Source organism: Halorubrum xinjiangense (assembly GCF_900102375.1).
Classification (GTDB): Archaea; Halobacteriota; Halobacteria; order Halobacteriales; family Haloferacaceae; genus Halorubrum; species Halorubrum xinjiangense.
Genome location: NZ_FNBO01000002.1, coordinates 97,614 through 124,189, shown reverse-complemented (window position 1 = coordinate 124,189; position 26,576 = coordinate 97,614). Strand labels below are relative to the sequence as shown.

Here is a 26,576-nt window from a genome sequence, read left to right as displayed (position 1 = left end):
CGCCGAACCGACGTTTATACGCGTCGGGGGCGTCGACTGGGGGCATGACCGACGAAGCCGAGCGCGGCGCCGCCCCGGGCGACCGCGACGACGCCGCCGCCGAGCCCTCCCCCGTCACGGACCGCGCGGACGACGTCGCCGAGCGCGCGGCCGTTGCGAAGCGCGCCGCGGAGGCGGGCGCCGCGGTCGCGAACGAGAGCTTCCGGAGCGACATCGACGTGGAGACGAAAGGCGAAGACGACGTGGTGACGGAGGCCGACCGCGCCGCCCAGCGCACCGTCATCGAGAGCATTCGCGAGTCGTACCCGGACGACGCGATAGTGGGCGAGGAGGAAGAGGAGCGCAAGACCGTGCCCGACGACGGCGCCGCGTGGGTGATCGACCCCATCGACGGGACGAACAACTACGTCCGCGACATCCCCGTGTGGGCCACCGCGGTCGCGGCCGTCGTCGACGGCGAGCCCGTGGCGGCCGCCATCGTCGCGCCCGCGCTCGGCGACACCTACACCGCCGACGCCACGGGCGCGTACTGCAACGGCGAGCCGATTTCCGTGAGCGACGTGTCCGAGCCCCGCGGCGCCGCCGTCGACCCGACGATCTGGTGGGCGTACGACGCACGCGAAGAGTACGCCCGCGCCTGCGAGGCGATCGTCACCCGCTTCGGGGATATGCGCCGGCTCGGCGCCGCGCAGGTGGTGCTCCCGACCGTCGCGGCCGGAGGGCTGGAGGGGACGATCACGAACGTCGCCGCGAACCCGTGGGACACGGTGGCCGGCGTCTTCGTGATCCGGCAGGCCGGCGGGCGCGTGACGGACCTCGACGGGAACCGGTGGCGGCACGACTCGAAGGGGCTCGTCGCCTCGAACGGCGCCCTCCACGACGAGGTGCTCGCGGCCGCGAACGAGATCGAATCAGACTCGTAAGCGATTTTCGGGGCGGTCGCGAGTCGACTTCGGGCCGGTAGAAATCAAGCCGGGGCTGGCGATCGGTCAAGGGTGAAGGCCTCCGAAGCCACAGCCGCTCGCTAATAAATGGCTGATAGCGGAGCGGCGGCGAACACCGCCAAAGCCCCAGCCGCGACGGCTCGCGCGGCTTGCTGCGTTCCTCGCTCGGTCGCTGTCGCTCCCTCGCTGCGGTACTTACTGCGCCGTGCTTCGCCCTCGCGGCTGCCCCTTTGAGTCCCACCCAGCACAGCGACCGCACCTCACGCCTCCCCAGCCTCGTCGGGCGCATCCTTCGGGCTCCCTTCGGTCGCCCTCGGAACGCCCGACTCCCTCGCGCGTGCGACTCGCGCCCTCCGGGCGCTCGTCGGCACGCGCCACGGCATCGCGTGAGGTGTTCGAAGGCGCGGTCGCGTCCCGGAGCCGAGGGTTCAAATCCGGGGCCGGCAAATCTCGTCGCATGTACGCGGTCGTCGGCTGCAACGAGTGCGCCAACATGTGGCTGGTCACGGACCCGGAGACGAGCGAGACGGCGAAGTGCTCGCGGTGCGGCAAGACCCACCGGACCGCCAAGCTCAAGCGCTTCTTCGAGTCCGAGGACCGCGCGGCGGCTCGGGAGGCGCGGTCGGCACTGCTCGCGAAGAAGCGCGGCGACAGCGCCTCGTTCGCCGAGGTCGACCACGTCTCGGAGCTGGAAGCCGCCGTCGAGGACGCCGGCATCGACGACCGCGAGTACCTCGAATCCGCGGGGATCGACGCCGACGCGGTCGACGAGGCCGCCTCAAGAGCCGAAGGCGGCGGGGGCGGCTCGCGGAGTCGCACCGAGGTCGTCCGCGACGCGGTCAAGGGTGTCGACGACCCCACCGAGTCGGCGGTGGTGGAGCGCGCCGCGGCCGACGGCGTCCCCGCCGACGCGGCCCGCGAGATCCTGACGCGCCTCGCGCGCCGCGGTGAGGTCACCGAGTCGAACGGCCGGTATCGCGTCCTCTGAGGCTGATTTTTCGCCCTTCGAGTCGACCACTGGACAAAGCACTTATATCGGGCTCGTAACGGGTCGCACATGGACACCCGCACGGCCCTCCTGGCGGCGGCCGCCGCGCTCCTCGTCGCGGGCGCGGTCGGCGCCGTCGCCGCGCCCGAGGCTATCAGCGACCCCCGAGAGGCGAACGAGCCGCCCGGCCGGATCGACGTCGCCGGCGCGACGGTCGCGCCCGGCGAGGTGCGCGGCGAGACCGCCGAGCTCCGCCTCGGCACCGACCTCCGTCACCGCGGCTCGGCGGTCGAGAACGTCACCGTCCGGCACCGCGCGATCGGCGCCGAGTCCGGCCTCCTCGTCAACGAGACCACCGTCGACGTCGGCGATGTCGACTTCGAGGGCGAGCGCACCGTCAACGGGACCGTCACCGTCGAGCGCGAGGGCGGCTACCGCATCGAGACGGTCATCTTCGCCGACGGCGAGCGCCGCGAGCAGCAGACCACCCGCGTCGCCGGCGTCGCGGCGCTCACGCCCGACTACGCCGACACGCAGGTCGGCTTCACCGACGGCTCCGTCTGGCCGACCGTCGCGGTGAGCGTCGTCGAGGCCGACAACGAGACGGCGACGCTGTCCGCGTCGGTGTCGGTGACGAACCGCGGCGACGAGCCCTCCGACGACGTCGACCTCCGGCTCTACCTCCGGCAGGCGGAGTCGAACGTGATCGCCGCGGAAGCGACGGAGACGGTGGGCACCGTCCGCCCCGGCCGCACCGACACCGTGACGACGACCGTCGAGGTCCCCCAGGGGTACAACTACTACGTCGACGCCGCGCTGTTCGACGACGACGTGCTCGTCGACGAGACGCAGGGCGTCGCGAACCTGAATCCGCAGGAGACGATCAGCCCGAACCAGACCGTCCGCGACGTGGCGTTCTCCGTCGAGGACTTCCAGCGCGGCGAGGACGGAGTTTCCGGCGACGACGGCGCCGACCGCGCGCCGAGCGACGGGTCGACCGACGACGCGACGCCCGGCTTCGGCCCCCTCGTCGCGCTCGTCGCACTCGTCGTCGCGGCGCTGACCGCGCGGAGGCGACGATGACCGACGGACCGCCGCGCGACGACCCGGCAGACGGCGACGCGACTGACGACGAGGCGACCACCGAGACCGACCACACCCGCGACCCACCACAGCCAATGACTGACGACACCGACGCGACCGACCGCACGGCGATCGACCCCGACCGCACGGAGACCGACGCCGACCGCACGGAGACCGACGCCGACCGCACGGCGACCGACCCCGACCGCACCGAGGAGGACTACTCGACGGAGCCGGTCGATTCCTCGGGCTTCGGCCGCCTCTCGACCGACGACCTCCGCGGGCTGCTCGACCGCGTCGGGCTGGCCGCGATGTCGCTGCTCGCGGTCGTCGCCGGCTGGGGGTTCTACAGCCAGTCCGGGAACGCGATCCGCACGTGGTTCGACCCGGCCTACCAGTCCGTGGCGCTCGCGGTGTTCAACCTCGCGGTCCTGCTCGTCGCGGTCGCGGGCGTCGCCCACCAGCTCCGGCGGATCCGCGCGGCGGAGTCCGGCGGTCACGAGCGGGAAGCGACGGAGAGGCGAACCGAGCGGTAAGCGACTGAATCCGGCGGCCCCGAGTGGAACCCCGGTCCTACTCGTCGGGGATCTGATCGGTGCTGGCCGGGATCTGTTCGACCTGCCCCGCGAGCGTCGCGGCGTCGCCGGCGACGGTGGAGGGCTCGACGCCGGCCTCGCCCGCGACCAGCCTGACGTGCGCGGCGAGCAGCGCGAGCGCCCGGAGGCCGGCGCCGTCGGGGTCGTCGTCGGTGCGCTGGGCGAACGTGGTGTCGACCTCGCCGTCGCGGACGACGCCGACGTGGACCGCGTCGATGTCGTCGCCGTCGAGGAGGTCGCGGGCCCGGGCGAGTTCCGTCTCGAAGTCGTCGCTCGCGGATGCTTCGGAAGCGGCGTCGTCGTCGCTCATGTCGATACCTCGGGCGAGCGGCGTGAAAAGCGCGGCGACGGTCGCGTCGAAAGCGCGGCGACGGTCGCGTGAAACACGGAAACGAGAGGTAACGCAGAGCCAGGAACGAGACGGAGGGGCTTACTCGTCCGGCCGGGGGCGGGCGATGAACAGCGCGTCCTCGATGGTGAAGGGGTCGTACACTGACTGGTGGCAGACGCAGTACGTCCCGTCGGCGGCGTCGTAGCGCGCGGACTCGTCTAACACCTTGTAGCCGGGGATACAACAGAAGTGCGTACAGACGTTGAGGTACGCCATGAACCCCTGGTCGGTCGAGGCCTGGAGCCACTCGTTGTTCTGGGCCGCCTCCTCAATCTCCGGCGAGCGGATGACGACCGCGTTGAGGTTCGTCTCGGCGTCCTCGGAGCGCCACGTGACCGCGGCCGGCTTGCCGACGCCGTCGCTGCCGATCCCGTTGCCCCATTCGGTGTAGTCGTCGAAGTCGTCGATGTGGATCTGGTCGCCGCCCGAGTAGGTGTCGGCCTGCCAGTCGTACGGCGGGCCGCTCGCGGCGCGGAACAGGTTGTCGGACTCGAAGTTCGGCTGGACGTTCTCTTGGGACTCGACGCCGCAGTACTGGTACCACGCGCCGGAGTAGGTCTCCCCGCCGAGCTCCTCTTGGGCGACCTCGATCTCCTGTCCCTCCTGGGTGACGGTGGTCGTCTCGGGCCAGATGCCCTCGATGTACCCCTCGTCCGTGACCCGGACCGGGATCTGCGGCAGGCCGCGCGGCGCCGGCCCGCCGGTGTGGGCGATGGTCTTCGCGATCGTCGACCCGCCGCCGACGCCGCCGGCGGTCGTCAGCGTGTTCACGGTCGCCGACCCCATCGCGCCGACCCCGGCGAGGGCCGCGCCGCCGACGACGCCCTTCACGAAGCGTCGCCGCCCGGACTCAGACGGATACTTGTCGGACGCACTCATACTCGCACCTGCGGTTGGATCGGTAAAAAGGGTGACGAACCCTCCACCGGCGCGAGAATCGCGGGGATCGTCCGACGACGCCGACGCTTTCGAGTCGGACCGCGCTGTGGACCGTCGGACGCTTCGTCGCGCCCCAGTCACCGTGGAACGTTCGTGACGAATTAACTCGGAAGCGAGGCAAACATTCGTTCAGCCCGCGGTTTTAACCGACCGCGCGCGCAGTGTGTGTGGTATGAAGTTGCACAATCGGGACGTGCGGACGGACGTTCGAGAACTCGGGGCGTTGGTGGGGGACGTCCTGGCCGCGCAGGCCTCGACTGAGGCGTACGAGACGGTCGAGACGCTTCGGAACGCGGCGATCGACTACCGGCGGGGCGACGCTGATGACCGAGCGGCCCTCCACGAGGCGGTCGACGACCTCTCGACGACCCGCGAGGAGGTCGTCGCCCGCGCGTTCACGACCTACTTCGAGCTGATCAACCTCGCCGAGGAGCGCGAGCGCGTCCGCGCGGTCCGGAACGCCGACGACGGAAGCGCCCTCCACGACTCCTTCGACGCGACGATAGCCGAGTTCGCCGAGGCCGGCGTCGACGCCGACGAGCTGGAGGAGCTGCTCGCCGACGTGCTCATCGAGCCGACGTTCACCGCCCACCCGACGGAGGCTCGGCGGTCGACGGTGAAGTCCAAGCTCCGTTCCATCGCGAACCACCTGGGCGAGCTCGACGAGCGCAACCTCACCGACCGGGAGCGGCGCGCCGTCTGGCGCGACGTCACCGCCGAGGTGACCAGCCTGTGGGGCACCCGCCAGGTCCGCCAGCGAGCCCCCGAGCCGGAAGACGAGGCGCGCAACGTCCAGTGGTACCTCGAAAACACCCTCTTCGACGTCGTCGGCGACGCCTACGAGGAGTTCGAAGAGACCATCTCGAAGGAGTACGACGACGTCGACTGCCCCAAGCTCTTCGAGTTCCGTTCGTGGGCCGGCTCCGACCGCGACGGCAACCCGTTCGTCACCCCCGAGGTGACCGACGAGACGCTCGAACGCCAGCGCGAGGTCGCCGTCGAGAAGTACCGCGACCGGTGCAAGCGGCTCTCGGCGGTGCTGAGTCAGGACGGCGACCGGTACGCCGACGGCGACGCGCTGGCGCGGTCGCTCGCGGCCGACGCCGAGCGGTTCCCGACCGTCGTCGAGGAGGCCCGCGAGCGCTACCCCGACGAGCCGTACCGCCAGAAGCTCCGGCTGATGCGCGAGCGGCTCGACCGCGTCAACGACGTCCGCCCGGGCGAGTACCCCGACGGCGACGCCTTCCTCGACGACCTCGACGTCATCGCCGAGTCGCTGCGCGAGGACGGCCAGGAGTCGGTCCTCGAATCCTTCGTCGAGCCGTTCCGCCGGCAGGTGGACACGTTCGGGCTCACGCTGGCGTCGCTCGACCTGCGCGACCACCGCGAGAACCACACCGAGGCCGTCGCCGAGGCGGTCGCCGTCGAGGGCGTCGACTACGAGGGGATGGACGAGTCCGAGCGCGTCGACTTCCTCACCGAGGCCATCCTCCAAGAGGAGCCGGTCGTCGACGTCGACGAACCGGGCGACGTCTCGGAGATAACGGAGCGCGTCCTCCGCCGGTTCGCGTCGTTCGCCGAGTGGCAAGAGGAGTACGGCCAGCAGGCGATAGACACCTACTGTATCTCGATGACGGAGGAGCCCAGCCACGTGCTGGAGGTGCTCTTCTTGGCCGACCAGGTCGGCGTCGTCTCGCTGCCCGACCACTGCGCGGTCGACGTCGTCCCCCTCTTAGAGACCGAGTCGGCGCTCAACGGCGCCGAGCGCATCCTCGGCACGCTCTTCGAGAACGAGGCGTACGCGACCGCACTGGAGGCCCGTGGCGAGGTACAAGAAGTCATGCTCGGCTACTCCGACTCCAACAAGGAGAACGGGTTCCTCGCGGCGAACTGGGACCTCTACGAGAACCAGCGCCGGATCGCTCGGTTCTGCCGCGAGGAGGAGGTCACCCTCCGGCTGTTCCACGGCCGCGGCGGCTCCATCTCGCGCGGCGGCGGCCCGATGAACGAGGCGCTGCTCGCGCTCCCGAACGAGACCGTCACCGGCCAGGTGAAGTTCACCGAGCAGGGCGAGGCGATCGCCGAGAAGTACGCCAACCCGCAGATCGCCGAGCGCGAGCTCGAACAGATGCTCGACGCCCAGATCCGCGCTCGGAAGGAGGCGAACGAGGAGCCCGTCGAGGACGTGCCCGACCGCTGGGTGGAGGCGATGGAGATCATGGCGCCCGCGGCGCGCGAGACCTACCGCGACCTGCTGAACACGGACGGGTTCGTCTCCTACTTCGAGCAGGCGACACCGATCACCGTCGTCGAGGACCTCAACCTCGGCTCGCGGCCCGCCTCCCGCTCGGGCGAGCGCAGCGTCGAGGACCTGCGGGCGATCCCGTGGGTGTTCTCGTGGACCCAGACCCGGCTCATCCTCCCCGGCTGGTACGCGATCGCCACCGGCATCGACGCCTACCTCGACGAGGTGGGCGACGAGGAGGGGATGGAGACGCTCCGCGAGATGTTCGACGAGTGGCCGTTCTTCCGGACCACGCTCGACAACGCCTCGCTGGCGCTCGCGCGCACCGAGCCCGAGATCGCCGCCGAGTACGCCGACCTGGCCGACGACGACCTCCGCGAGCGCTTCTTCCCCGAACTCGTCGGCGAGTACGAGCGCGGACGCGAACTGGTGTTGGAGATTAGCGGCCGCGACCAGCTACTCCGCCGCGAGTGGCTCGAGGGGAGCCTCGACCGCCGCAACCCCTACGTCGACCCCCTGAACCTCCTCCAGGCGAACCTGCTCGGGCGCACCCACCGCACCGACGAGGAGGAGCGCACCCTGCGGCTCACCGTCAACGGCATCGCAGCCGGGATGAAGAACACCGGGTAGCGCGACCGAGTCAGTCGAACCGAGCGGACACCGCCCGCGGCCCCTCTTTGCTTCGCCGACATCGACGCGGTAGCTGGCTCTCGCTTACCCGACCGCCAGAGTCGACGGCGCGCCGCTCGGCCGGAGGGGACCGACGGCGACGCCGTACCAATTCTGTATAGCGGTCAGCAATTTATTGCGGAAGACCGGCGCGCACTACCGAGTGACGGGGACAGCCGACGAAACGCCGCCGAACGGCCGTCTCAGGGCCGCTCAGCGGATCTTCAGCTAGTGGGGATCGGCGAAAACGAACAGAAGAAGCGGTCTACGCGTAGCGTTCGAGTTCCGGGCGGTCGAGGTCCTCGAAGACCTCGGTCGCGACCTCCGAGAGGAACGCCTCGCCCTCGTCGGAGAGGCGGCGGCCCTCACCGGAGGCGGTGGTGACGAGGCCGTCCTCTTCGAGCGCCTGCAGCGCCGAGCGGATGAGCTTGCGGGAGCCCCCCTCGTGTTCGCCGGGGCGGACGACGTAGCGGTTCGAGCCGCGCTTCTTCGAGCCGTACTCGGTCGCGAGCCGCTCGATGCCGATCGGCTCGTTCTGGGCGACCTTCCGCAGGAGACTCGCGGAGCGGACGTACCAGAAGTCCTCCTGTTCCGGCGGGAGTTCCTTCCCGGCGCCGGTCTTGGCGAACTCGACCCAGTCGGGCTCGTCGATGCGGTCCTCGAGTCGCGCCGCGACGGCCTCGATGAGGTCGTCGGCCGGCACGTCGTAGATGGTTACCATTGGGTCTCGATTCACGCCAGCGTCGTTTAAAACCATCGTATCGCGTACGGCCCGTGTGAGCCGTTTTCACGGGGTTGCGGGCCGCTGCGGGCGACTCACGGATCGGAGAAACCGAGCGGCGACGGGCGCGGCCTACTCGACGTACTCGTACTTCCGCTCGTTCATCCGGCCCCAGCCGGTGAAGACGAACTCCCCGTCGGGCTGGGTGAACTCCTCGATTTCGCGTTCGACGTCCATGTCATACTCGTGGACGTCGTGGACGTCCTCGTACTCGTCCCACGTGAGGTCGTAGCGGGCGTCGAGCTGGTCGTCGATGTCGAGGCCCGCAATCTCCGCGCGCCACCCCTCGCGGATCGTCTCGGCGTGGATCTCGGCCTGCGCGCCCGAACCGTAGGAGGCGACGAGCAGCGTCTCGTCGACAAACTCGCGGTCGCGGGTCAGGGCGTCGCGCAGGGCGCTCACGCGAGCGATGTGGACGGAACTGGTGTACCAGTTGCCGACCTCGCGAGAGAGGCCGAGCGTCGGCTCGACGGTCGCGTCGTACCACGTCTGGTACTGCTCGGTCGTCTTCAGGTCGTCCATGTACCCGCGGATCGCCTCCTCGTACGCCTCGCGGTCGTCGTACTCGCCCTCGCGGGGCTGGCGGCCGATCTCGTCGGCCAAGGCGTCCTCGTGGGCCGTGTCGCGGATGACGTGCCGGTACGCCAGCAGCGCCGCCTTCCGGACCATGCCCGGGAACGGCGTGTGGAACGGGGCGTACGCGAAGTCCTCGAGTTCGATGTCGTCGGTGACGGACTCGTAGTCCTCTAAGGCCTCGCGCATCCGGGAGAGGTACACTTGGACCGAGCGCTTCCCGTCGACGCTGGGGAACTGCTGGTTCGGCTTGAGGAAGTCCGTCTCGTCTTTCGAGCCGTACCCCTGGTCGGTCGAGAGCTCGACGACGGAGGGGTCTTCGTCGATCAGCATCGCGACGGCGCCCGCGCCCTGCGTCGCCTCGCCGGGGTCGCCGCGGGCGTACAGCGCCGTGTCCGTGGTGATCACGATCGCGGGGCGACCGCGGTTGCGGCCGGCGCGGATCCAGTTGTACGCGTCGTCGATGGCTTGTGTCCCCGCCAGGCAAGCGAACTTGCGCTCTCCCTTGTTGGCGTGGGTGAAGTCGCCGTCGTACACCTGTTCGAGACAGCCCGCGATGTACGTCGACACGGGCTTCGAGTGGTCGAACGCCGACTCGGTGGCGACGTCGATCCGCCCGACGTCCTCGGGTTCGAGCCCCTTCCGGTCCATCAGTCCCTTCGCCGCGTTTGCCCCCATCGTGACGATGTCCTCGTACACGTCGGGGAACGAGGAGTTGTTGAGCCCGAGCCCCTTCGTGTACTTCTCGGGGTCGTCGCCCTGCTCGGGCGCGAACGTCCCCGGCAGGTCGAGCTTGAGCTTCCCGGTCCAGATCTCGATGCCGTCGATCCCGACTGCGGTCATACACGGTCGTTCACGGGACTGGCATATGGTTTTGTCGATGGGGATTACGTCGATCGTGGTACTGTTTTCGGCACTACCATTGCTCCCGCGGGTTAATTTCGAAGTGGTCGAATCATGTGTCGGCTACTGCTCACGGACGTCAGGTTGCCCGAGATCAACGCTTCCTCCATTGTTTAGCGACTCGACAGTTGAACCCGAGTCAAGCTGCTCACTGATCGACTGGAGGCCACCTTCGTTAACGGAGTCATAGATATCAGGATTGAGGAGATCTATTTCATTCCCCGTGCCTAGATCTTCTGCTGCGGCGCCCGTGAGAGTCAATTCCTCGTTATTAAACGCTCCGCCGTCAATAGTTACTGTTCCGCCATAGTTAGCGCTGTTACCCGACCGATCAACATTGACATCAAAGCTGAACACTTCGCTGCCGCTATTGACTTCGAAATCTGCGTCGATATCGCCGCCATTTCCAAGCGACTCCTCGCCTTGGACGAACACCCCGAACGGTTCACCACCGACGACCGTCGAGTCCGTGTCGAGTTCGTTTTGTTCCGCATCACTCTCATAGAGCGTAGCGACAATTTCGTCGCCGGCAGCCACGCCGCCGGCATCAGCTGAATCGACTGTCGTTGTCTGTCCGTCGCTCGATTCGAATGATTCGGTCTGACCGGTATCGATGTTCTCAACGACGACCCATCCCTCTGCGAGGTTCTGATACTGGTCGGTCGTCACCTCGAAGCTCCCGTCACTGTCCTCAATATTGTCTTGGAGGTCCACCTGCCCGACTGGTCCCTGGGTAACCGTCGTGACGAACTGCTCGGTCCGCCGTTCCCCGTCGATTTTGTACCCCACAGTCACGCTAAATGTCTCATCGACGACATTGACGACGTTCGCCGTGTTCTGCCCGACTTCGTAGAACTCGGCTAGGGTAATTGTCGCACGTTCGTTAGACCCCAGCGGGACCTCTGCGCCGGCAAATTCGGTCTCAGCATCGACGTATGCCTCCGCACCAATGTCGTACGCTCGTTTTTCCGGACCACGCTGGAGGTTCAGCCGAAGTCCGCTGTTCGGTACGAACGTGTACTCCTGATCGAGTCCTAAGAGTACGTTCTTTTCGCCGACAACACCGCCAGCAGACTCAACGTACAGTTCTGACCGCCCCGGTCCAGAGCCGGCAGCTTCGTCCGATAGCCCGTTGAGGTTGGGATCATCCGGGAGCACGGTCACGTCAGTGATGCGAATCGCCCCGTCGTGCTGGTTCTCGACGTCGAGTTGGAATCCGCCTTGTTCAGCGGATCCAGGACCGTTGAACGCGACTGCTTCATCTGGTGCGACGAGAAGCGATTCCGTTCTATCACCGCCACCGGCGCCAACGCCGACGTTTTCGAACAGAACGGACTCCCACGTTTCCGTCCCGGCATTGATCTCCATTTCGACGTCGGAAACGTCGGTGACCTCGTAGCTGACGCGACCCTCACCGTCGGTCCGTGTCGTCTCTTCGAAGGCTCCGTCGACCGAGATGTTGACCTGCGCGTCCTCAACGGGGTTGTTGTATCGATCACGGACTTCAGCGACCGCGACACCGTTGTTTGAGGAGATCTTCGTGATGTATCCGTCCGACTCGTTCGGAGCACTCGTTCCGTCACCGACTCCTACCGCACCCAAGCTAAGACGATAGGCTTCGGCGCCGTCGAGTTCAATCCGTACCGTTCCGCCCGATACGGTGACTTCTTCTACGTCCGTACCGAGGCGATCGCTCCACACCTGCTCGAGATCTCCGGATCGGTCCGGCGAGACATCGGTCGGGAGTTCGAGGACGATCGGATCACCTCCAGCCGACGTCAGGCGCACCGAGCGCCGACTCTGGGAGAGCGCGTCAGGGTCCACACTCGTCCGCCGAGTGTCAGACTCGTCGATATTTCCGTTCAACGCGATTAACCGGATCCGATTATCGCTATCCACCACCGTCTGTCCACTCCGGCCGAGAGCGGTGTTATCAAACTCGGCAACGACGAAAGAATTCTCGTACACGAGGTCGGGGCTGTCCCGGAGTTCGTTGTATTCGGGTGAGTACCGCAGCGACCGCGTGTCGAACGCGATGGCCCCGTCCATGTTAGTTCGGTTCTGCCAGTAATCGACGACGTTTGACCCTCCTTCGACGGTGGCGTTCTCTACGCGTAGTTCACGCGGAGCGCTCGTGGACAGTCGGCCGAAGGCCGGTGGTGGATTCAACGCGAACGTACGCTGTGGATACCGCGTTCCGAGTTTCACCGAGGTCGATCGACCGGTTCCGGTGCGACTGGCGCTCAAGACCGCGTTCCGTACGTCGAGGAACTCTCCCTCGACTTGCTGGCTGTGGTCGAACTCCACTTGCGTATTCTCCTGCGGAACGATCTGCACCTGATACAGCGAGAGCGCTAAGATCAGGAAGCCGAACAGGATCACCGTCCCGACCACGACCGACTGGCCCCGACGGTCGCGACTGAATCGCATTGTACGGTGTCGACGCCGAGCGGGTATAAAAGCCTCCGTCCGACCTCTCAATCGCGATACTCGGGCGAGTGCTGTCGAGAGCCGGGGGACCTGACTCAGTCGCCGCCTGCGCGCCGGTCCGTCAGCCACGCCGACGCGACGGCCACGACGCCGGCGAACCCCCCGAGCAGCACCGCTTGCGTCCAGTTAAAGCCGAGGAGCGTCCCGGCGACCAGCGTGACAAGAACGAACGCGACCGTGAGGGCGCCGATCGTCGAGGCGAGGGAAGCGTCAGCGTCGACCATACGCGAACGGAGAGTTCTCGGGCGATAAATCGGCCGATTCGCCCGAAGCCGTCGCGCTCATCGAGAGGAGACTGACGGCGCCTCGACCCGCTAATAAATCTCATATCGCGATATCAAATTCGTCTCGCGCCGCCACCCCCGCCTGCCGACCGGTCCGTTTTTGCGCGCGGCGGCTGTCCCCGCTCGTATGGCGAAACAGCCGCACCTGCTGGTCGAGGAGGGCGACGTACACGACATCGCGGTCATCCCGGGCGACCCGGGGCGCGTCGACCGGATCGCGGACCTCTGTGACGACAGCGAGGTCGTCGCGCAGAACCGCGAGTACAAGGTCGTCAACGCGAGCTACGAGGGGACCGACCTCACTATCTGCTCGACCGGGATCGGCTGCCCGTCGGCCGCCATCGCCGTCGAGGAGCTCTCGCGGGTCGGCGTCGAGACGTTCGTCCGGTGTGGCACCTGCGGGGCGCTCCAGCCGGAGATGGAGGTCGGCGACATGGTCGTCGCGACGGGCGCGGCCAAGGAGGAGGGGACGAGCAAGCGCTACGAGTCCGCGAACTACCCGGCGGTCCCCGACTACGACGTGCTCACGGGGCTCGTCGGGGCGGCCGAGGACAACGACGAGGAGATCCACGTCGGCCCCATCGTCTCCGACGACGCGTTCTACAACGAGAGCAACGAGTACGTCGACGACTGGAACGACGCGAACCTGCTCGCGATCGAGATGGAGGCCGCGACCGTCTTCGCGCTCGCGCGGCGGAAGGGGCTCGCCGCCGGCGCCATCTGTACCGTCGACGGCAACCTCGTCGCCGGATCACAGAAGGGGGCGGACTCCGACGACGAGCTGCCGGAGAAGGCGAAAGATAACGTCGAGCGCGCGATCCGGATCACGCTGAACGCGATCACCTCGCTGTAGTCGGGCGGAGCGGCCGCCGATCGTTCGGTTTCTACTCCTCCGCGCGGAACTCCACGAGCGTTAGCTCGCGGTCGAGCGCGCACGTCTCGTGGGGGGGATCGCCGAGCACCTGATCGATGACGCGCTCCTCGTCGAAGTCGGCGCCGTCGGGGACGCAGTAGCCGTGGCTGGGGCACTCGGTGTGCGGACAGGGGCCCGCGAGCGACACCTTGCTACCGGCGTACGCGCGCTTCGAGGGGACGTTCGCGGGGACCGACGCGGGTTCGACCTCGACCGCCCGGACCCCTGCGTCGTGGACGGCGCAGTCGAGCGTCTGGGCGTTCTCGCGGATCCCGGTCACCCGGTAGCGGGTGCCCTCGGAGAGGTTGAGGCACTGGCCGCGGTAGGGGCACCCCTCGCAGTCGGTCGATTCCCCCTCGTAGACGAACTCGCGGCCCACGTCCGCGAGCCGCGTCCCGATGAGCGTGACCGTGGTCATGCCCGGAGCGACGCGCCGAGCGTCCGTAAGCCTCCCGCCTCGGCGGGCGTCGCCGGGTCGCCCTGAAAACGGGGCGAAGAAGTCCGGAGGGCAAGACACATCCGCGCGCCTCGGCAACCACGACCGAAGATGATCGCGGGAGTCGCGCGCGACCTGCGCGCAGAGGCCGAGCGGGCGAACGAGCGGCGCGTCCTCGTGCTCGCGGGCGACCGCAACCGCGCGATCGACGCCGCCTACGACGCGGTCGAGTCGCTCGGAGTCGACGACGGGGACGTCTCCATCGTCTCGACGCGCGGGGGGTTCCGGTTCGAGGAGTGCCGCCCGCGAAACGCCGACGAACTCCTCGGTCGCACCCGGGAGGCGGTCGTCTTGGACTGCCACGAGCGGTTCGTCCCGAACGCGCTCGGCCGCGCGGTCGGCGCCGTCGACGGCGGCGGGCTCCTGATCCTCCTGACGCCCGCGCTCGACGACTGGCCGGCGATCCGCGACCGGTTCGACGACTCGCTCGCGGTGCCTCCCTTCGGCATCGACGACGTGACCGGGCGGTTCCGCGAGCGCCTCGTCGCGACGCTCCGCGGACACCCCGGAATCGCGGTCGTCGCGCTCGGCGACGAGCCGGCCGCCGACGGCTTGGAGCGCGACGGACTCACCGGGGGACAGCGTGACGAGCGCGACGAGGCGGTCGACGCCGGCGACGCGGTCGACGAGGCGGTCGGCGACGCCGCGGTCGACGCCGCCGATTCCCGGAGCGCGCCGCCAGGGGCGACGTTCCCCGCGGCCGCGTACGGCGCCTGCCGCACGGCCGACCAGGCGCGGGCGCTGCGCGCGTTCGAGGCACTGGCCGAGCCCGGCGCCGCCGTCGTCGTCGAGTCGGATCGGGGGCGCGGGAAGTCGAGCGCGGCCGGGCTGGCGGCGGGCGCGCTCGCGCTGGCGGGCCGCGACGTGCTCGTCACCGCGCCCGCGTTCCGGAACGCCGCGGAGGTGTTCGCGCGGGCCCGGGAGCTGATCGGGAGCGAGAGAGACGGGGACGGCGAGGGCGACCCCGCCAGCGACGCGGACGAGCGCGATCTTCGAACGCCGGCCGGCGGTCGCGTCCGGTTCCTGCCGCCCGCGGCCGCCGCGGCAGAAGCGGGCGAGGCGGACGCGGCGATCGTCGACGAGGCGGCGGCGCTCCCGGTGCGGCTGCTGGAGGGGTTCCTCGACGCGCCCGCGGTCGCGTTCTGCACGACGGTCCACGGCTACGAGGGGGCGGGGCGCGGGTTCGCCGTCCGGTTCCGCGAGCGGCTGCTCGCCTCGCGGTTCGCGGTCCGCGACGTGCGGCTCGACGAGCCGATCCGATACGCGCGGAACGACCCGGTTGAGGCGTGGGCGTCGCGCGCGCTCCTCTTGGACGCCCGGCCCGCGGTCGACGAGGCGGTCGGCGACGCCGCGGTCGACGACGCGGCCTATCGCGCGCTCGACCCGGACGACCTGCTTGCGGACGAGACGCTGCTCGGCGAGGCGTTCGGGCTGCTCGTCGCCGCCCACTACCGGACCGAGCCGAACGACCTCGCGCGGCTGCTCGACGCGCCGAACCTCGTCGCGCGGGCGCTCGTCGCGAACGGCCGGGTCGTCGCGGTCGCGCTGCTCGCGCGTGAGGGCGGGCTCGACGCCGAGACGCGGCGGGGGATGTACGAGGGCGAGCGCGTCCGCGGCAACATGGTGCCGGACGTGCTCACGAGCCAGCTTCGCGACGAGGCGGCCGCCGCGCCGCGCGGCCTGCGGACGGTCCGGATCGCGACCCACCACGCGCTCCGGGACGCGGAGTTCGGCTCGCGGCTGCTCGACGAGGTCCACGCGGAGTTCGGCGAGGGAGTCGACTACTTCTCGGTCGGCTACGGCGCGACGCCGCGGCTGCTCCGCTTCTGGCGCCGGGCGGGCTACCGGACCGTTCACCTCTCGACGAGCCGCAACGACGCCTCGGGAGAGTACTCCGCAGTCATGCTCCGCCCGGAGACCAAGGCCGGGCGCGACTTGCTGGACCGCCACGCGGTCGCCTTCCGGGACCGCGAGCGCGACGGGCTCTCGGACGCGCACCGCGACGTCGACCCGGACGTGGTCCGCGGCGCGCTCCGCGCGTGTCCCGCGCCGGTCCCGATAGACCTCACTGACACCGAGTGGCGCTCGGTCGTCGGCGCGTCGGTCGGCCCGGGGATGTACGACACGGCGCCCGGGGCGTTCCGCGACCTCGCGCTCGCAACGCTGATCGAGGGGAGCGGCGGCGACGGCGTCGGCCTCGATGACCGCGAGGAGCGCCTGCTCGTGCGGAAGGTGCTTCAGGGCCGGCCGTGGGAGAAGGTCGCCGAGGAACTCGACTTCGTCTCGCCGAGCGCGTGTATGCGCGCGCTCGGCGACGCCTTCGTCCCCGTCGTCGAGCGGTACGGAACCGACTTCGCGCGCAAGGAGCGGGAGCGGTTTATAAGCAGCTGAGCGGAACGGCGGCGACTATTTATAAATGGATCCGCGGTGGCGCGTGCCGACGAGCGCCCGGAGGGCGCGAGTCGCACGCGCGAGGGAGTCGGCCGACCGGAGCGAAGCGGAGGGAGGCCGACGAGGCTGGGGAGGCGTGAGGCGCTGTGCTGTGCGGTGCGGGGTGGGACTCAAAGGGGCAGTCGCGAGGACGAAGCACGGCGACGGAAGCACCGCAGCGAGTGAGCGAAGCGAACGAGCGAGGAGCGCACCGAGCCGCGCGAGTCATCGTGACTGGGGCTTTGGCGGTGTTCACCACCGATCCACCAGTAGCCACTTATAAGTGAACGGCTGGGGCTTTGGAGGCATCCGCCGCCGATCCGCTGTCAACTACTTATAAAAGATCAACTCGGAAGAGAGAAATCGACACCACGCCGTCAACGGCTATTTATAAGCGATTCTCACGGCCGGGATCGACGTCGATGGCGTCCACGGGGCAGACGTCCACGCAGAGCATACAGTCGATGCACTGGTCCTCGTCGGCCGGGTTCGCCTTGCGCTCGGATTCGGGGTGGCCGGGGGTGTCGACCCACTCGAAGACGTCGACCGGGCAGTCCTCAAGGCAGGCGCCGTCCGCGAGACAGATGTCGAAGTCGACCGCGACGTGGGTGCCGCGGATCCCCTGCTTCTCCGGCGGTTCGACGGGGCCCCACACGGCGACGCCGTCCTCCTCGCCGGCCCGCTCGCGGTTCACTTCGAAGTTCGAGTCGATGGCCATCGTTGCCCTCGCTTCGCCGCTTGGGGGTTTAAACTCCGCGACGAACGGATTCGGTCGGCTGGGTGGGCCGAGCCCGCCCCTCAACGATCGACCTACGGATGCGCGTAGTACGCCAGCAGGTCCTCGGAGCCCTCCGGGCCGTCCGCCTCGTCGGTCGCCTCGGGGTCGAACGCGTCGATACGGGCGAAGCCGACGCGCACGAACTGGACGACCGTGTCGGGGTCGACGTCGGTGAGAGCGGGCTCAGCGATCCCGCGGACGTCGCCGGAGACGGTGCGCAGGAGCGTCTCGAGCCCTTCCTCGGCCGGCGCCCAGTGGATCACGTCCACGTCGCCCTCGCGGACCACGTCGATGTCGGCGTCGAGGAAGACGAGTTCGTCGCCCTCGTGGCGGACGCAGCCGTACCCCTTGAGCCAGACGCGCTCGCCCTCCGCCGGAAGGTCGGGGGACTCGACCGCGATCCGACCGGCGGGCACCTCGCGGTCGCCGCGGTCGGGGTGGTCGGGGTGTAGCGGCGGGTGGCCCGCCTCGGGCGCGGGCGCGTCGCCGTCGACGACCGGCAGCTCCACGGCGGGCGCGTCATCGCGGTCGCGAACGAAGAAGTAGCGGTTCGCATCGTCGTCGACCAGGTCGCGGTTGTTCGCGTACACCGACGACATCGCGAGGTCGACGTCGGAGGTGGACATCCCGAGCTCGGTCATCGAGTCGACGAGCGCCCGCCCCTGAATCCCGCGGCGGCGCATCGACTGGATGGTCGGGGCGCGCGGGTCGTCCCAGCCGGTCAGCTCGCCGTCCTCGATGAGGCCCTTGATCGTCGACGTGGACAGCGTCACGTCGTACTCGTCGACCTGGACGTGGCCCCAGTGGAGCGTTTCGGGGTACTCCCAGCCGAAGTAGTCGTAGACGAACCGCTGGCGCTTCGCGGAGTCCTGGAGGTCGATGCCGCGGATGATGTGCGTGACGCCCGTGAGGTGGTCGTCGACGCCCGACTGGAAGTCGAGCATGGGCCAACAGCGGTAGTCGGCCGCCGCCTCGCGCGGGTGCGGCGTGTCGATCATCCGGAAGGCGACCCAGTCGCGCAGCGCGGGGTTCTTGTGTTCGATGTCGGTCTTCACGCGGAGGACCATCTCGCCGGCCGAGTACTCGCCGTCGACCATCGCCGCGAACTCCTCGCGGACCGTCTCGACGTCCTTCTCGCGGTGGGGACACGCCTCGCCGGCGTTTTTCAGCTCGGAGAAGTCGTCGCCGGAACACGAGCAGGTGTAGGCGCCGCCGGCGTCGATCAGCTCGCGGGCGTGGTCGTAGTACGTCTCCAGCCGGTCCGACGCGCGAAGCACGCGGTCGGGCTCGAAGCCGAGGTACTCGATGTCCTCGAGGATCGCGTCGTACGCGTCGAGGTCGGGGCGCTTCGTCTCCGGATCGGTGTCGTCGAACCGGCAGATGAACTCGCCGTCGTATCGCTCCTTGTACGTCCCGATGACGGCGGGCATGCGCGCGTGGCCGACGTGCCACGGGCCGTTCGGGTTCGGCGCGGCGCGCATCACGACCGCGCCGTCCTCGGCGTTCGGGAGGTCGGGGAGGACGTGCTCGTCTTCCTCGTCGTCGGCCTCCAGCTCCGCGAGCCGCTCGGGCGCGAGCTCGCCGAGCCGCTCCCGGCGCTCGGCCTCGTCCATCTCGCCGACCTCGTTCACGACCGGCGCGAGGACGCCCGGAATCTCGTCGCCGTGCGGGCGGAACTCGGGGTTCTCGCCCATGATCGGGCCCATGATCGCGCCCACGTCCGGGTCGCTGCCGTGTTTGAGCGCGTTGAAAAGCGCCGCAGCCTCGCCGGCCGCCGCGACGCGCTCGCGGAGTTCGTCGTCCATGGGCGTGGCTTGTCGGGGTCGGGTCAAAAACGCCGCGAAACGGCGGGGAGGGGCGGGTCCCGGAGCGGCTCGGGCGACGCGAGCGGGACGGGCAGCACGAGCGGCTCGGACGACGCGAGCGGGACGGGCAGCACGAGCGGCTCGGGCGGCGACCGCCGCGACGTCCGTCGCGCCGGGACGGCGGGTAGGGGCACTCGACACGAGCGGTCGGACGGGCTTAAACGACCCAGACCGTTCACGGCGGTACGGGCCCGCTACCGGCGTAAACGGTCGAGACCCTTTTTAGCGCGGGGGACCCAGTGGCGCGATCGGTCGCCGCGCGGCGGTGTTCGTCTTGCGCCGACCCTCGCCGGGCGGTGGTGATCGTCTCGCGCCGGCCCTCGACGCCGGACGAACCGGTTCGGTTCGTCGCCTTGATAGTCGCCGGGACCGTGGTCGAGGCATGAGCATCGCGCCGGTAGTCGTCGGAACGCGGGGGAGATCACGGTGGTAGGACCTATCTCCGAGGCGGAGCGAGAGGCCGGAAACCGGAAGATCAAGCTCGTGCTGCTCGCGATCGTCACGGCCACGCCGCCGCTTATCGCCCTCCAGTTGGACCCGACGCCGGTCCAGCTCCTGGCCGCGGCCGGGGCCGGGCTCGGTCTCGGCCTCGTGGTCGTGTGGTACCTCGGCCGTCTCGCGGCGGAGTTCGCCGGCAGCGGCCCTCGGCGCCGGCGCCCGCGCTGAGATCGACCGGCGTTCGCATCGTCACGCCGGCGCTGATATCGACCGTCGTTCGCCCTCCCGCTGCCGGCGGCGCGACGCCCCGCTAATCGGCGCCCGTCTGGGCGCCCCGAACCGGCTCGACGAGGTCGCCGGCCTGCTCGCCCGCGACGGACCGGGAACTCGACAGCGGCGAGATGCTCACCTCGCCCTCGACGGCCGCGCGGCGGTCCGAGCCGGGGTCGTCCGGAACGTTGCCGCGCAGGAACTCCCGCCAGAAGCGGTCGCGCAGCTCCATCCCCATCTCGCCCCGGCGCTCGCCGAACTCCCAGCCCTCAGGGGCGTTCTCCTCGTCCGGCCCCTCCTCGCCCGGGCGGAACTCGATCACATCGAAGCCGCGCGCGGGCTCGGTCAGCCGGTAGGTCGGGTTCGCCGCCGCCTCGTCGTCCGCGGCCGGCACGTTGACGTTCAACACGTCGGCGCCGAACGGGAGGGGCGAGCCGTCCGCGTCTCGCTCGCCGTCACCGAGGTCGGCGCGAGCGAGCAGGTCGGCGACGACCTCGCCGGCGACCGCGAAGTCGCCGTTGTCCAGCGTCGGCGGCACGGGGAGGTTCCCGCGGTCGTACAGCGAGACGGCGATCGCGGGCGTGCCGAGGAAGGAAGCCTCCATCGCGGCGCCGACGGTGCCGGACTGCCCGAGGATGTGCGCACCGATGTTCGGCCCGTGGTTACAGCCGGAGACGACGACGTCGGGGTCGAGCCCGAGCGCCACCTCCGCGACCGCGACGCAGTCCGCGGGGGTGCCTTCGACCGCGTAGCCGCGGTCCGTCTCGGTGTAGTCGACCGTCGTCTCCCACCACGAGCGCGCGCCGCCGACGCCGGACTGGTTACTCGCGGGCGCGACGACCGTCACGTCGTGGTCGCGCGAGAGCGCGTCCGCGAGCGCCCGGAGCCCGACGGCGTCGATCCCGTCGTCGTTGGTGAGCAGGATCTCGGTTGGCATGCGACACCCTGCGAGCCGGCGAGAGAAAACGTCGCCGGTCCGGGTCGAAGAGCGGAGGGTGAGCGACTCGAGCGGGATCGGGGAGGAACGTCGCGGGCGTCGGCCGGGTGGTACTCCGTGTGGTCAGTCGGAGGGCGCCGGAGCGGCGGAAAACGGGAACGCGATGAGTCGAACGGTCAGTCGGCCGCGAGGCGGCGCGACGAGGTCGCCAGGTCGAGCACCTCGTCGAAGAAGCCGAGCGAGTCGTGCGGGCCGGGGTTCGCCTCGGGGTGGTACTGGCGGGTGATGACGTCCAGCTCCTCGCTGTCGAGCCCCTCGACGGTGTCGTCGTTGACGTTCACCTGCGTCACCTCGAGCGGGCCGGTGTCGGCGACCGTGTAGCCGTGGTTCTGGGTGGTCATCACGACCTTGTCGGTGCGGAGGTCCTTCACCGGCTGGTTGACGCCGCGGTGGCCGAACGCCATCTTCTCGGTCGAGCCGCCGAGCGCGCTCGTGATCACCTGCTGGCCGAGGCAGATGCCGGCCAGCGGCAGGTCGCCCGCGAACTCGTCGACGACCGCTTGCGCGGCGACGAAGTTCTCCGGGTCGCCCGGGCCGTTCGAGACGAAGAGCACGTCTGGCTCGACGGCGGCCACGTGCTCGGGAGTCGCGTCGTACGGGAGGACGTGGACGTCCGCGTCGCGCTCGGTGAGCGAGGAGATGATCGAGCCCTTCGCGCCGCAGTCGAGCAGGGCCACGTCGACATCGCCGCCGCCCTCGTGGACGGTCGGCTCCGCGACCGAGACCTGCGCGCCGATGTCGACGTGGTCGCTCATCGGCTTACACGCCTCCATCTCCGCGACCGCGTCCTCGGGCGTCGCGTCCGGGCCGGCCGCGATCCCGCAGGCCATCGCGCCCTCTTCGCGGACGGTGGTGACGATCTCACGGGTGTCGATGTGGTCGACGGCCGGCACGTCCTCCCCGGCGAGCCAGTCGGCGACGTCGTCGGTCAGCTCGCGGGCGACCGCCGCGCGGGGCTGGACCGACTCGGACTCGAACCGCTCGGTTCGGACGCCGTAGTTCCCGATGAGGGGGTACGAGAAGGTGAGGATCTGTTCGGCGTAGGAGGGGTCGGTGAGCGACTCCTCGTAGCCGGTGTACGCGGTCGTGAACACCAGTTCGCCGCGGGTCCGCCCCGGCGCACGAGCGCGCGCTTCGAGCACGCGTCCGTCGGCCAGCGCGATGTAGGCGTCCGACATTACGAGAAACGTACGCACAAAGAGATATAAATGCGTCGTTCGAAGGTTCGTTACGATATTCGTAACGGGTAAGGCGGGGGACCGAGACGGATCGGTATGGACGACCTCGACCGACGGATCCTCTCGATCCTGCGACGGGACGCGCGGACCCCGTACACGGAGATCGCGGACCGGGTGGGGACCTCCGAGGGGACCGTGCGCAACCGCGTCGACCGCATGACCGACGAGGGCGTGATCGAGCGGTTCACGGTCACGACCCGCACCGGCAACGTGAAGGCGATGATCGAGATCTCGGTGGAGATGAACGTCAACACCGACGCGGTCGGGCAGCGGATGGTGGAGTGGGAGGAGGTCGACTTCGTCTGGCAGGTGTCGGGCGAGGAAGACATCGTCCTCGTCGTCGACGCGGTCGACACGCGCGCGGTCAACGAACTGATCACGCAGGCCCGCGAGATGGACGAGGTCAAGTCGACGAAGACGCGGCTCATTCTCGACGAGCGGTTGGGGTAGGCGGGGACCGAGCGGCTCGGCGACCGCCTCTCACCGACTACTCTTCCGCCACGCTCGTCTGCATCCCTTCCGTGTTGAACGCGCTCCCGGCGCCCTCGTCGCCGAGGACGATCACGCCGGCGCCCGATCCCGTGATCGCCTCGAACTCGTCTATTGCGCGGTCGGCCGCGGCCTGCGCGTCGAGGCCGTCGTCGAGGTAGTCAACGGCGCGCCGCGAGAGCATGACGCGCGCGATGTCCTCGCCGGCGCCCGTCGCGCTCGCGCCGCCGGCCTCGGTACAGAAGAACCCCGAGCCGACCTGCGGCACGTCGCCGACGCGCCCGGCGAGCGCGAACGACCGGCCGCCCGTGGAGGTCACCGCCGCGAACGACTCGCCGTCGGTCGCGACCGCGCCGACCGTGTCGTGGTCGGGGGCGCCGTGTTTCCCGTCGTCACCCTCCGAGCGCTCCCCCTCCGATCCCTCGCCCGCCTGGTCGTCGCCCGAGCCGAACCGCGTCGCGAGCCAGTCGAGGTGCTCGCGCGGGCCGCCCCGCGGCGGGTCCTCCGTCTCGTAGCGCTCCCGTTTCTCGTCGGTACGCAGGTCGACGCCGGTGTCGACGCCGAACTCGTCGGCGAGGTCGACCGCGTGCTCGCCCGAGACGAAAATGTGGGGCGTCTCGGCGTGGACGACGCGGGCGACGCTCGCCGCGTGCTCGACGCCCGGCATCGAGCAGGCCGCGCCGACCTCGCGGTCCGACGTCATCACGCCGGCGTCGGTGCGGACGACGCCGTCCGACTGGACCGCGCCGCCGACGCCCGCGTTGAACCGGGGGTCCGATTCGAGGACGCCGACCGCGGACTCGACCGCGTCGAGCGGCGAGGCGGCGTCGGCACCGCGTGCGGCCGCCTCGTCGAGGACCGCCTGTCTGGGCTCCGGGTCGTCGGGCGCGCCGCCCGCGCCGCCGTGGACGATAACTCGCATACCGGGGCCATCCGCGGCGGCCACATAAGCGCCCGGAACCCGGCGGCGACGGCTGGGACCGACCGGCCGCTCGCCGCGACGCCGCAAGACCTATTCCCGCCGCCGGGCGATCCGCGGGCATCGTGACGACCGCCGACGCCGGGGAGGCGACGGGCCGCGCGCGGCCCGCCTCCCGCGTTCGCGCCGCGCTCAGCCGCCGTCTCGGAGTCGACCCGCGCGCACTCGCCGCGTTCCGGGTCGCGCTCGGCGTCGTCCTCCTCGCCGACCTCGCGCTCCGCGCGCGGAACCTCACCGCCTTCTACACCGACGCGGGCGCCCTCCCGCGGGCGACGCTCGCCGAGGCGTCCCCGCTCGGCGCCCGCCTCTCGCTCCACACCGTCTCGGGCGAACCGTGGGCCGTCGCGCTGCTGTTCCTCGTCGCGGGCGCCGCGGCCGTCGCGCTCGCGGCCGGCTACCGCACCCGCGTCGCGGCCGCGGTCTCGCTGGTCCTGCTCGCGTCGCTCCAGGCGCGGAACCCGTTCGTCCTCAACGCCGGGGACACCCTCCTCCTCCAGCTGGTTGGCTCCGGGCTCCTGTGCCCGCTCGGCGCTCGCTGGTCGGTCGACGCGGTCCGCCGGCGCGGGGACGGTCCAGCGGACGCGACGGGCAAAAGGGAAGCCGGACGCGTCGCCGGCCCCGCCTCCGGACGCGTCGCCGGCCCCGCCGCGGCGCTGCTCTTGAGCCTCGTCGCGGTGGTGTACGTCTCTAACGCGGTGGAGAAGCTCCGCGGGATCGCGTGGCCCGCGGGCGAGGCCGTCGAGCGCGTCTTCCGGCTCACCTATCTCCACGGCCCGCTCGGGGGCCTCGTCCCCGAGTGGTCGGTGCTGCTCTCGGCGGCGACGTACGGCTGGCTCGCGCTGCTTTTCGCCTCCCCGCTGCTGATCGCGGCCGCCGGCCGGGTCCGCGCGGCGCTCGCGGGGACGCTCCTCGCGGCGCACCTCTCGATGGCCCTCACGCTCCAGATCGGCGTCTTCTCCGTGACCTCCGCGGCCGCGCTGGTGCCCTTCTTCCCGCCGTTCGTCTGGGACCGGGTCGAGCGCGTGGTCGCTCCCGCGGCCGGCCGCCTCCGAGAGCTCGCGGAGCGTCGGTTCGCGCCCCCGAGCCGAACCGAGGGCAGCGGGGCGGCCTCGGCCGTCCGCGAGCGGGCCGCGGCCGCGATTCCGGTCGTCGCCGCGGTCCTCCTCGTCGCGCTCGTGGCGTGGAACGGGATGGTACTCGGGCTCGTCGAGGCGCCCGACCCCGTCGCGTCGGTGTCGGACCCGACCGAGCGTGGGTGGGACATGTTTGCGCCGGACCCGCCCTCGACCGACGCGCTCGTGCTGGCGACCGCGACGACCGCCGACGGCGAGCGGATCGACGCCCTGTACGGTGACCGCGTCGCGCGCGATCGACCGCCCGGCGACGCCCGCGCGTACCCCACCGCGCGCTGGCGGAAGTTCCTCACGCCGCTCGCGGACGATCCCGACCCGGCCCGCGTCGACCCGCTGCTCGCGCACCTCTGTGACCGCGCTGCGGGGTTCGCCGACGGTGGTGGCGCCGGAGACGCCGGGGACGCCGGAGACGGTCGGATCCAATCGGTCACCGTCTCGGCGGTCGGCGTCGACGTCTACGACGGGGAGACGCGAGTCGAGGAGGTCGGGACGGGCTCCTGTTCGGGGCGGTGACCGACCGCGCCGGCGAGCCGTCCGCCGCTCGACGCCGCGATTTAAACATCGAGCGCCCGAAGCGCGCGGCGTGACCGATTCGGAATCGACCGCGCCGCCGACGAGTCCGACGCCGGTGTCCGTCCTGTTGCCGACCGTCCGCTGGACCGACGCCTGCGACGAGGTGGCGGCGCAGCTCCGCGGCCCAGAGGCGTTCCGCGGCGATGAGGGCGGTGAGGCCGACGGCGACCGCGACGACGGCGACCGCGACAGTGACCGCGACCGCGAAGACGCCGACAGTGACCGCGACCGCCACGGCGACGAACTCCTCGTGATCTGCGACTCGCCGGACGACCCCGTGGCGGATCGGCGCGGCGACCTGCCGGCCCGCACCCGGATCGTGATCGCCGGCGAGCCCGAGGGCTGTTCGGGGAAGGCGAACGCGATCGCGGCCGGGATGGAGGCGGCCGCGAACGACCGTATCGCCTGGACGGACGACGACTTTCACCACCCGTCAGACTGGCTGGCGACGCTCGACGCCGACTACGACCGGCGAGGACCGACCACGGAGGTGCCGGTGTTCGTCGGGCGCGACCCCCTCGCTCGCCTGTTCGAGCCGGCGTACGTGATCGGCGGGACGCTCGCGGTGTTCGAGACCGGCGTCGCGTGGGGCGGCGCCGTGATCTTCGAGCGCGACGACCTCCGCGACGGGGAGCCGGCGTTCCTGCGGGACCTCCGACGCACCGTCAGCGACGACGGGACGCTCACCGAACACGTCGACGTCTCGGCGGTCGATCGGACGCGCTACGTCCGGGCCGGCGGGTCGCTCCGGGGCTCGTTGGAGCGGTTCGTCCGCTTCCTGACGATCACCCGGTACCACGCGCCGGGGGCGACGGCGTTCAACGCCGCCTTCGGCGTCGTCATGGCCGCGCTCTGTCTGCTCGCGCCGGTCGCCGGGGTGTCTCTCGTCACGGCGCTGGCGGGGGCGGCGTACGCTCGGTTCGGGATCCGGCGCGCGACGTTCCTGCTCGCGGCGCCCGGCGTCCTGATCGCCCCGCCGCTGATGGCGTACGCGCTCGCCCGCCGGACGTTCGTCTGGGGCGGGCGCCGCTACCGCTGGCGGTCGCTGTTCGACGTCGAGGTCGAACCGGTTTGACCGGCAACCGCCGGGC

23 protein-coding genes are annotated in these 26,576 nt (G+C 70.2%); 11 read left to right on the top strand and 12 right to left on the bottom strand.

All coding sequences use genetic code 11. The annotated features are described in order from the left end of the window. Nucleotides 1-44 precede the first annotated feature (44 nt). The 4 genes from F3H13_RS03470 (at nt 45) to F3H13_RS03455 (ending at nt 3,551) form a co-directional block, all read left to right on the top strand. Nucleotides 45-923 carry an inositol monophosphatase family protein gene (locus F3H13_RS03470; protein ID WP_149797668.1) on the top strand — a complete coding sequence of 293 codons (879 nt, stop codon included), beginning with the start codon at nt 45-47 and terminating at the stop codon, nt 921-923. A 478-nt stretch (nt 924-1,401) separates the two neighbouring features. Continuing rightward, on the top strand, nt 1,402-1,932 hold the full coding sequence (locus tag F3H13_RS03465; RefSeq protein WP_149797667.1) for a DUF5817 domain-containing protein: 531 nt from the start codon (nt 1,402-1,404) through the stop codon (nt 1,930-1,932). Nucleotides 1,933-2,001: 69 nt separating this feature from the next. Continuing rightward, a complete protein-coding gene (locus tag F3H13_RS03460; RefSeq protein WP_149797666.1) occupies nt 2,002-3,015 on the top strand; it encodes a DUF7490 domain-containing protein in 1,014 nt (337 codons plus the stop codon). Beyond that, complete coding sequence (locus F3H13_RS03455) at nt 3,012-3,551, top strand: hypothetical protein (RefSeq protein ID WP_149797665.1); 540 nt, start codon at nt 3,012-3,014, stop codon at nt 3,549-3,551. The genes F3H13_RS03460 and F3H13_RS03455 overlap by 4 nt, the downstream gene beginning before the upstream one ends. Before the next feature lie 37 nt (nt 3,552-3,588). On the opposite strand, the gene F3H13_RS03450 is transcribed toward F3H13_RS03455, so the two are convergent. Further along, on the bottom strand, nt 3,589-3,921 hold the full coding sequence (locus F3H13_RS03450; RefSeq protein WP_149797664.1) for a hypothetical protein: 333 nt from the start codon (nt 3,919-3,921) through the stop codon (nt 3,589-3,591). A 120-nt stretch (nt 3,922-4,041) separates the two neighbouring features. After that, nucleotides 4,042-4,881: a ubiquinol-cytochrome c reductase iron-sulfur subunit gene (locus tag F3H13_RS03445; protein ID WP_149797663.1), complete on the bottom strand. Its 840-nt coding sequence runs from the start codon at nt 4,879-4,881 to the stop codon at nt 4,042-4,044. Between the two features lie 232 nt (nt 4,882-5,113). On the opposite strand from F3H13_RS03445, the gene ppc reads away from it, so the two are divergent. Continuing rightward, complete coding sequence (ppc, locus tag F3H13_RS03440; RefSeq protein ID WP_149797662.1) at nt 5,114-7,816, top strand: phosphoenolpyruvate carboxylase; 2,703 nt, start codon at nt 5,114-5,116, stop codon at nt 7,814-7,816. A gap of 304 nt (nt 7,817-8,120) precedes the next feature. On the opposite strand, the gene F3H13_RS03435 is transcribed toward ppc, so the two are convergent. From F3H13_RS03435 to F3H13_RS03420, 4 genes are all read right to left on the bottom strand, one after another. Next, nucleotides 8,121-8,576 carry a 30S ribosomal protein S19e gene (locus F3H13_RS03435; protein WP_149797661.1) on the bottom strand — a complete coding sequence of 152 codons (456 nt, stop codon included), beginning with the start codon at nt 8,574-8,576 and terminating at the stop codon, nt 8,121-8,123. 132 nt (nt 8,577-8,708) lie between these two features. After that, complete coding sequence (hmgB, locus tag F3H13_RS03430; protein ID WP_149797660.1) at nt 8,709-10,052, bottom strand: hydroxymethylglutaryl-CoA synthase; 1,344 nt, start codon at nt 10,050-10,052, stop codon at nt 8,709-8,711. A gap of 123 nt (nt 10,053-10,175) precedes the next feature. Further along, on the bottom strand, nt 10,176-12,542 hold the full coding sequence (locus tag F3H13_RS03425; RefSeq protein WP_223174367.1) for an Ig-like domain-containing protein: 2,367 nt from the start codon (nt 12,540-12,542) through the stop codon (nt 10,176-10,178). A gap of 95 nt (nt 12,543-12,637) precedes the next feature. Continuing rightward, a complete protein-coding gene (locus F3H13_RS03420) occupies nt 12,638-12,826 on the bottom strand; it encodes a hypothetical protein (protein ID WP_149797659.1) in 189 nt (62 codons plus the stop codon). Between the two features lie 187 nt (nt 12,827-13,013). On the opposite strand from F3H13_RS03420, the gene F3H13_RS03415 reads away from it, so the two are divergent. Further along, nucleotides 13,014-13,739: a nucleoside phosphorylase gene (locus tag F3H13_RS03415; protein WP_149797658.1), complete on the top strand. Its 726-nt coding sequence runs from the start codon at nt 13,014-13,016 to the stop codon at nt 13,737-13,739. A gap of 31 nt (nt 13,740-13,770) precedes the next feature. Here F3H13_RS03415 and F3H13_RS03410 read toward each other — a convergent pair whose 3' ends face one another. Next, nucleotides 13,771-14,217, bottom strand: a complete 447-nt coding sequence (locus F3H13_RS03410) for a UPF0179 family protein (protein WP_149797657.1) — start codon at nt 14,215-14,217, stop codon at nt 13,771-13,773. Nucleotides 14,218-14,346: 129 nt separating this feature from the next. Here F3H13_RS03410 and tmcA point away from each other — a divergent pair, with 129 nt between their 5' ends. Further along, a complete protein-coding gene (gene tmcA / locus F3H13_RS03405; RefSeq protein WP_149797656.1) occupies nt 14,347-16,686 on the top strand; it encodes a tRNA(Met) cytidine acetyltransferase TmcA in 2,340 nt (779 codons plus the stop codon). Nucleotides 16,687-17,113: 427 nt separating this feature from the next. On the opposite strand, the gene F3H13_RS03400 is transcribed toward tmcA, so the two are convergent. Together F3H13_RS03400 and F3H13_RS03395 are read right to left on the bottom strand one after the other, a co-directional pair. After that, nucleotides 17,114-17,443, bottom strand: a complete 330-nt coding sequence (locus F3H13_RS03400; RefSeq protein WP_149797655.1) for a 4Fe-4S dicluster domain-containing protein — start codon at nt 17,441-17,443, stop codon at nt 17,114-17,116. Nucleotides 17,444-17,535: 92 nt separating this feature from the next. Beyond that, nucleotides 17,536-19,308, bottom strand: coding sequence for a glutamate--tRNA ligase (locus F3H13_RS03395; protein ID WP_149797654.1), 1,773 nt, complete (start codon nt 19,306-19,308; stop codon nt 17,536-17,538). A gap of 486 nt (nt 19,309-19,794) precedes the next feature. Here F3H13_RS03395 and F3H13_RS03390 point away from each other — a divergent pair, with 486 nt between their 5' ends. Further along, nucleotides 19,795-20,034 carry a hypothetical protein gene (locus tag F3H13_RS03390; RefSeq protein ID WP_149797653.1) on the top strand — a complete coding sequence of 80 codons (240 nt, stop codon included), beginning with the start codon at nt 19,795-19,797 and terminating at the stop codon, nt 20,032-20,034. 82 nt (nt 20,035-20,116) lie between these two features. On the opposite strand, the gene surE is transcribed toward F3H13_RS03390, so the two are convergent. Both surE and carA read right to left on the bottom strand, forming a co-directional pair. Continuing rightward, entirely contained in the window at nt 20,117-21,013 is an 897-nt protein-coding gene (surE, locus tag F3H13_RS03385) for a 5'/3'-nucleotidase SurE (protein WP_149797652.1), read from the bottom strand. Between the two features lie 176 nt (nt 21,014-21,189). Continuing rightward, nucleotides 21,190-22,251 carry a glutamine-hydrolyzing carbamoyl-phosphate synthase small subunit gene (gene carA, locus F3H13_RS03380; protein WP_149797651.1) on the bottom strand — a complete coding sequence of 354 codons (1,062 nt, stop codon included), beginning with the start codon at nt 22,249-22,251 and terminating at the stop codon, nt 21,190-21,192. A gap of 96 nt (nt 22,252-22,347) precedes the next feature. Here carA and F3H13_RS03375 point away from each other — a divergent pair, with 96 nt between their 5' ends. Further along, entirely contained in the window at nt 22,348-22,761 is a 414-nt protein-coding gene (locus F3H13_RS03375) for an Lrp/AsnC family transcriptional regulator (protein ID WP_137687187.1), read from the top strand. Nucleotides 22,762-22,798: 37 nt separating this feature from the next. Here the strand turns inward: F3H13_RS03375 and F3H13_RS03370 are convergent, their stop codons facing one another. Beyond that, nucleotides 22,799-23,722 (bottom strand): isoaspartyl peptidase/L-asparaginase, encoded by a 924-nt coding sequence (locus tag F3H13_RS03370; RefSeq protein ID WP_149797650.1) that lies wholly within the window; start codon nt 23,720-23,722, stop codon nt 22,799-22,801. Nucleotides 23,723-23,844: 122 nt separating this feature from the next. On the opposite strand from F3H13_RS03370, the gene F3H13_RS03365 reads away from it, so the two are divergent. Together F3H13_RS03365 and F3H13_RS03360 are read left to right on the top strand one after the other, a co-directional pair. Then, complete coding sequence (locus F3H13_RS03365; RefSeq protein ID WP_223174366.1) at nt 23,845-25,425, top strand: HTTM domain-containing protein; 1,581 nt, start codon at nt 23,845-23,847, stop codon at nt 25,423-25,425. Between the two features lie 70 nt (nt 25,426-25,495). Continuing rightward, nucleotides 25,496-26,560: a glycosyltransferase gene (locus F3H13_RS03360; RefSeq protein WP_149797648.1), complete on the top strand. Its 1,065-nt coding sequence runs from the start codon at nt 25,496-25,498 to the stop codon at nt 26,558-26,560. Nucleotides 26,561-26,576: the final 16 nt, after the last annotated feature.

Excerpts from the sequence above, each read along its gene's own strand:
- F3H13_RS03470 (WP_149797668.1), top strand. The coding sequence starts at position 45 with ATGACCGACGAAGCCGAGCGCGGCGCCGCCCCGGGCGACCGCGACGAC.
- F3H13_RS03465 (WP_149797667.1), top strand. The coding sequence starts at position 1,402 with ATGTACGCGGTCGTCGGCTGCAACGAGTGCGCCAACATGTGGCTGGTC.
- F3H13_RS03460 (WP_149797666.1), top strand. The coding sequence starts at position 2,002 with ATGGACACCCGCACGGCCCTCCTGGCGGCGGCCGCCGCGCTCCTCGTC.
- F3H13_RS03455 (WP_149797665.1), top strand. The coding sequence starts at position 3,012 with ATGACCGACGGACCGCCGCGCGACGACCCGGCAGACGGCGACGCGACT.
- F3H13_RS03450 (WP_149797664.1), bottom strand. The coding sequence starts at position 3,921 with ATGAGCGACGACGACGCCGCTTCCGAAGCATCCGCGAGCGACGACTTC.
- F3H13_RS03445 (WP_149797663.1), bottom strand. The coding sequence starts at position 4,881 with ATGAGTGCGTCCGACAAGTATCCGTCTGAGTCCGGGCGGCGACGCTTC.
- ppc (WP_149797662.1), top strand. The coding sequence starts at position 5,114 with ATGAAGTTGCACAATCGGGACGTGCGGACGGACGTTCGAGAACTCGGG.
- F3H13_RS03435 (WP_149797661.1), bottom strand. The coding sequence starts at position 8,576 with ATGGTAACCATCTACGACGTGCCGGCCGACGACCTCATCGAGGCCGTC.
- hmgB (WP_149797660.1), bottom strand. The coding sequence starts at position 10,052 with ATGACCGCAGTCGGGATCGACGGCATCGAGATCTGGACCGGGAAGCTC.
- F3H13_RS03425 (WP_223174367.1), bottom strand. The coding sequence starts at position 12,542 with ATGCGATTCAGTCGCGACCGTCGGGGCCAGTCGGTCGTGGTCGGGACG.
- F3H13_RS03420 (WP_149797659.1), bottom strand. The coding sequence starts at position 12,826 with ATGGTCGACGCTGACGCTTCCCTCGCCTCGACGATCGGCGCCCTCACG.
- F3H13_RS03415 (WP_149797658.1), top strand. The coding sequence starts at position 13,014 with ATGGCGAAACAGCCGCACCTGCTGGTCGAGGAGGGCGACGTACACGAC.
- F3H13_RS03410 (WP_149797657.1), bottom strand. The coding sequence starts at position 14,217 with ATGACCACGGTCACGCTCATCGGGACGCGGCTCGCGGACGTGGGCCGC.
- tmcA (WP_149797656.1), top strand. The coding sequence starts at position 14,347 with ATGATCGCGGGAGTCGCGCGCGACCTGCGCGCAGAGGCCGAGCGGGCG.
- F3H13_RS03400 (WP_149797655.1), bottom strand. The coding sequence starts at position 17,443 with ATGGCCATCGACTCGAACTTCGAAGTGAACCGCGAGCGGGCCGGCGAG.
- F3H13_RS03395 (WP_149797654.1), bottom strand. The coding sequence starts at position 19,308 with ATGGACGACGAACTCCGCGAGCGCGTCGCGGCGGCCGGCGAGGCTGCG.
- surE (WP_149797652.1), bottom strand. The coding sequence starts at position 21,013 with ATGCCAACCGAGATCCTGCTCACCAACGACGACGGGATCGACGCCGTC.
- carA (WP_149797651.1), bottom strand. The coding sequence starts at position 22,251 with ATGTCGGACGCCTACATCGCGCTGGCCGACGGACGCGTGCTCGAAGCG.
- F3H13_RS03375 (WP_137687187.1), top strand. The coding sequence starts at position 22,348 with ATGGACGACCTCGACCGACGGATCCTCTCGATCCTGCGACGGGACGCG.
- F3H13_RS03370 (WP_149797650.1), bottom strand. The coding sequence starts at position 23,722 with ATGCGAGTTATCGTCCACGGCGGCGCGGGCGGCGCGCCCGACGACCCG.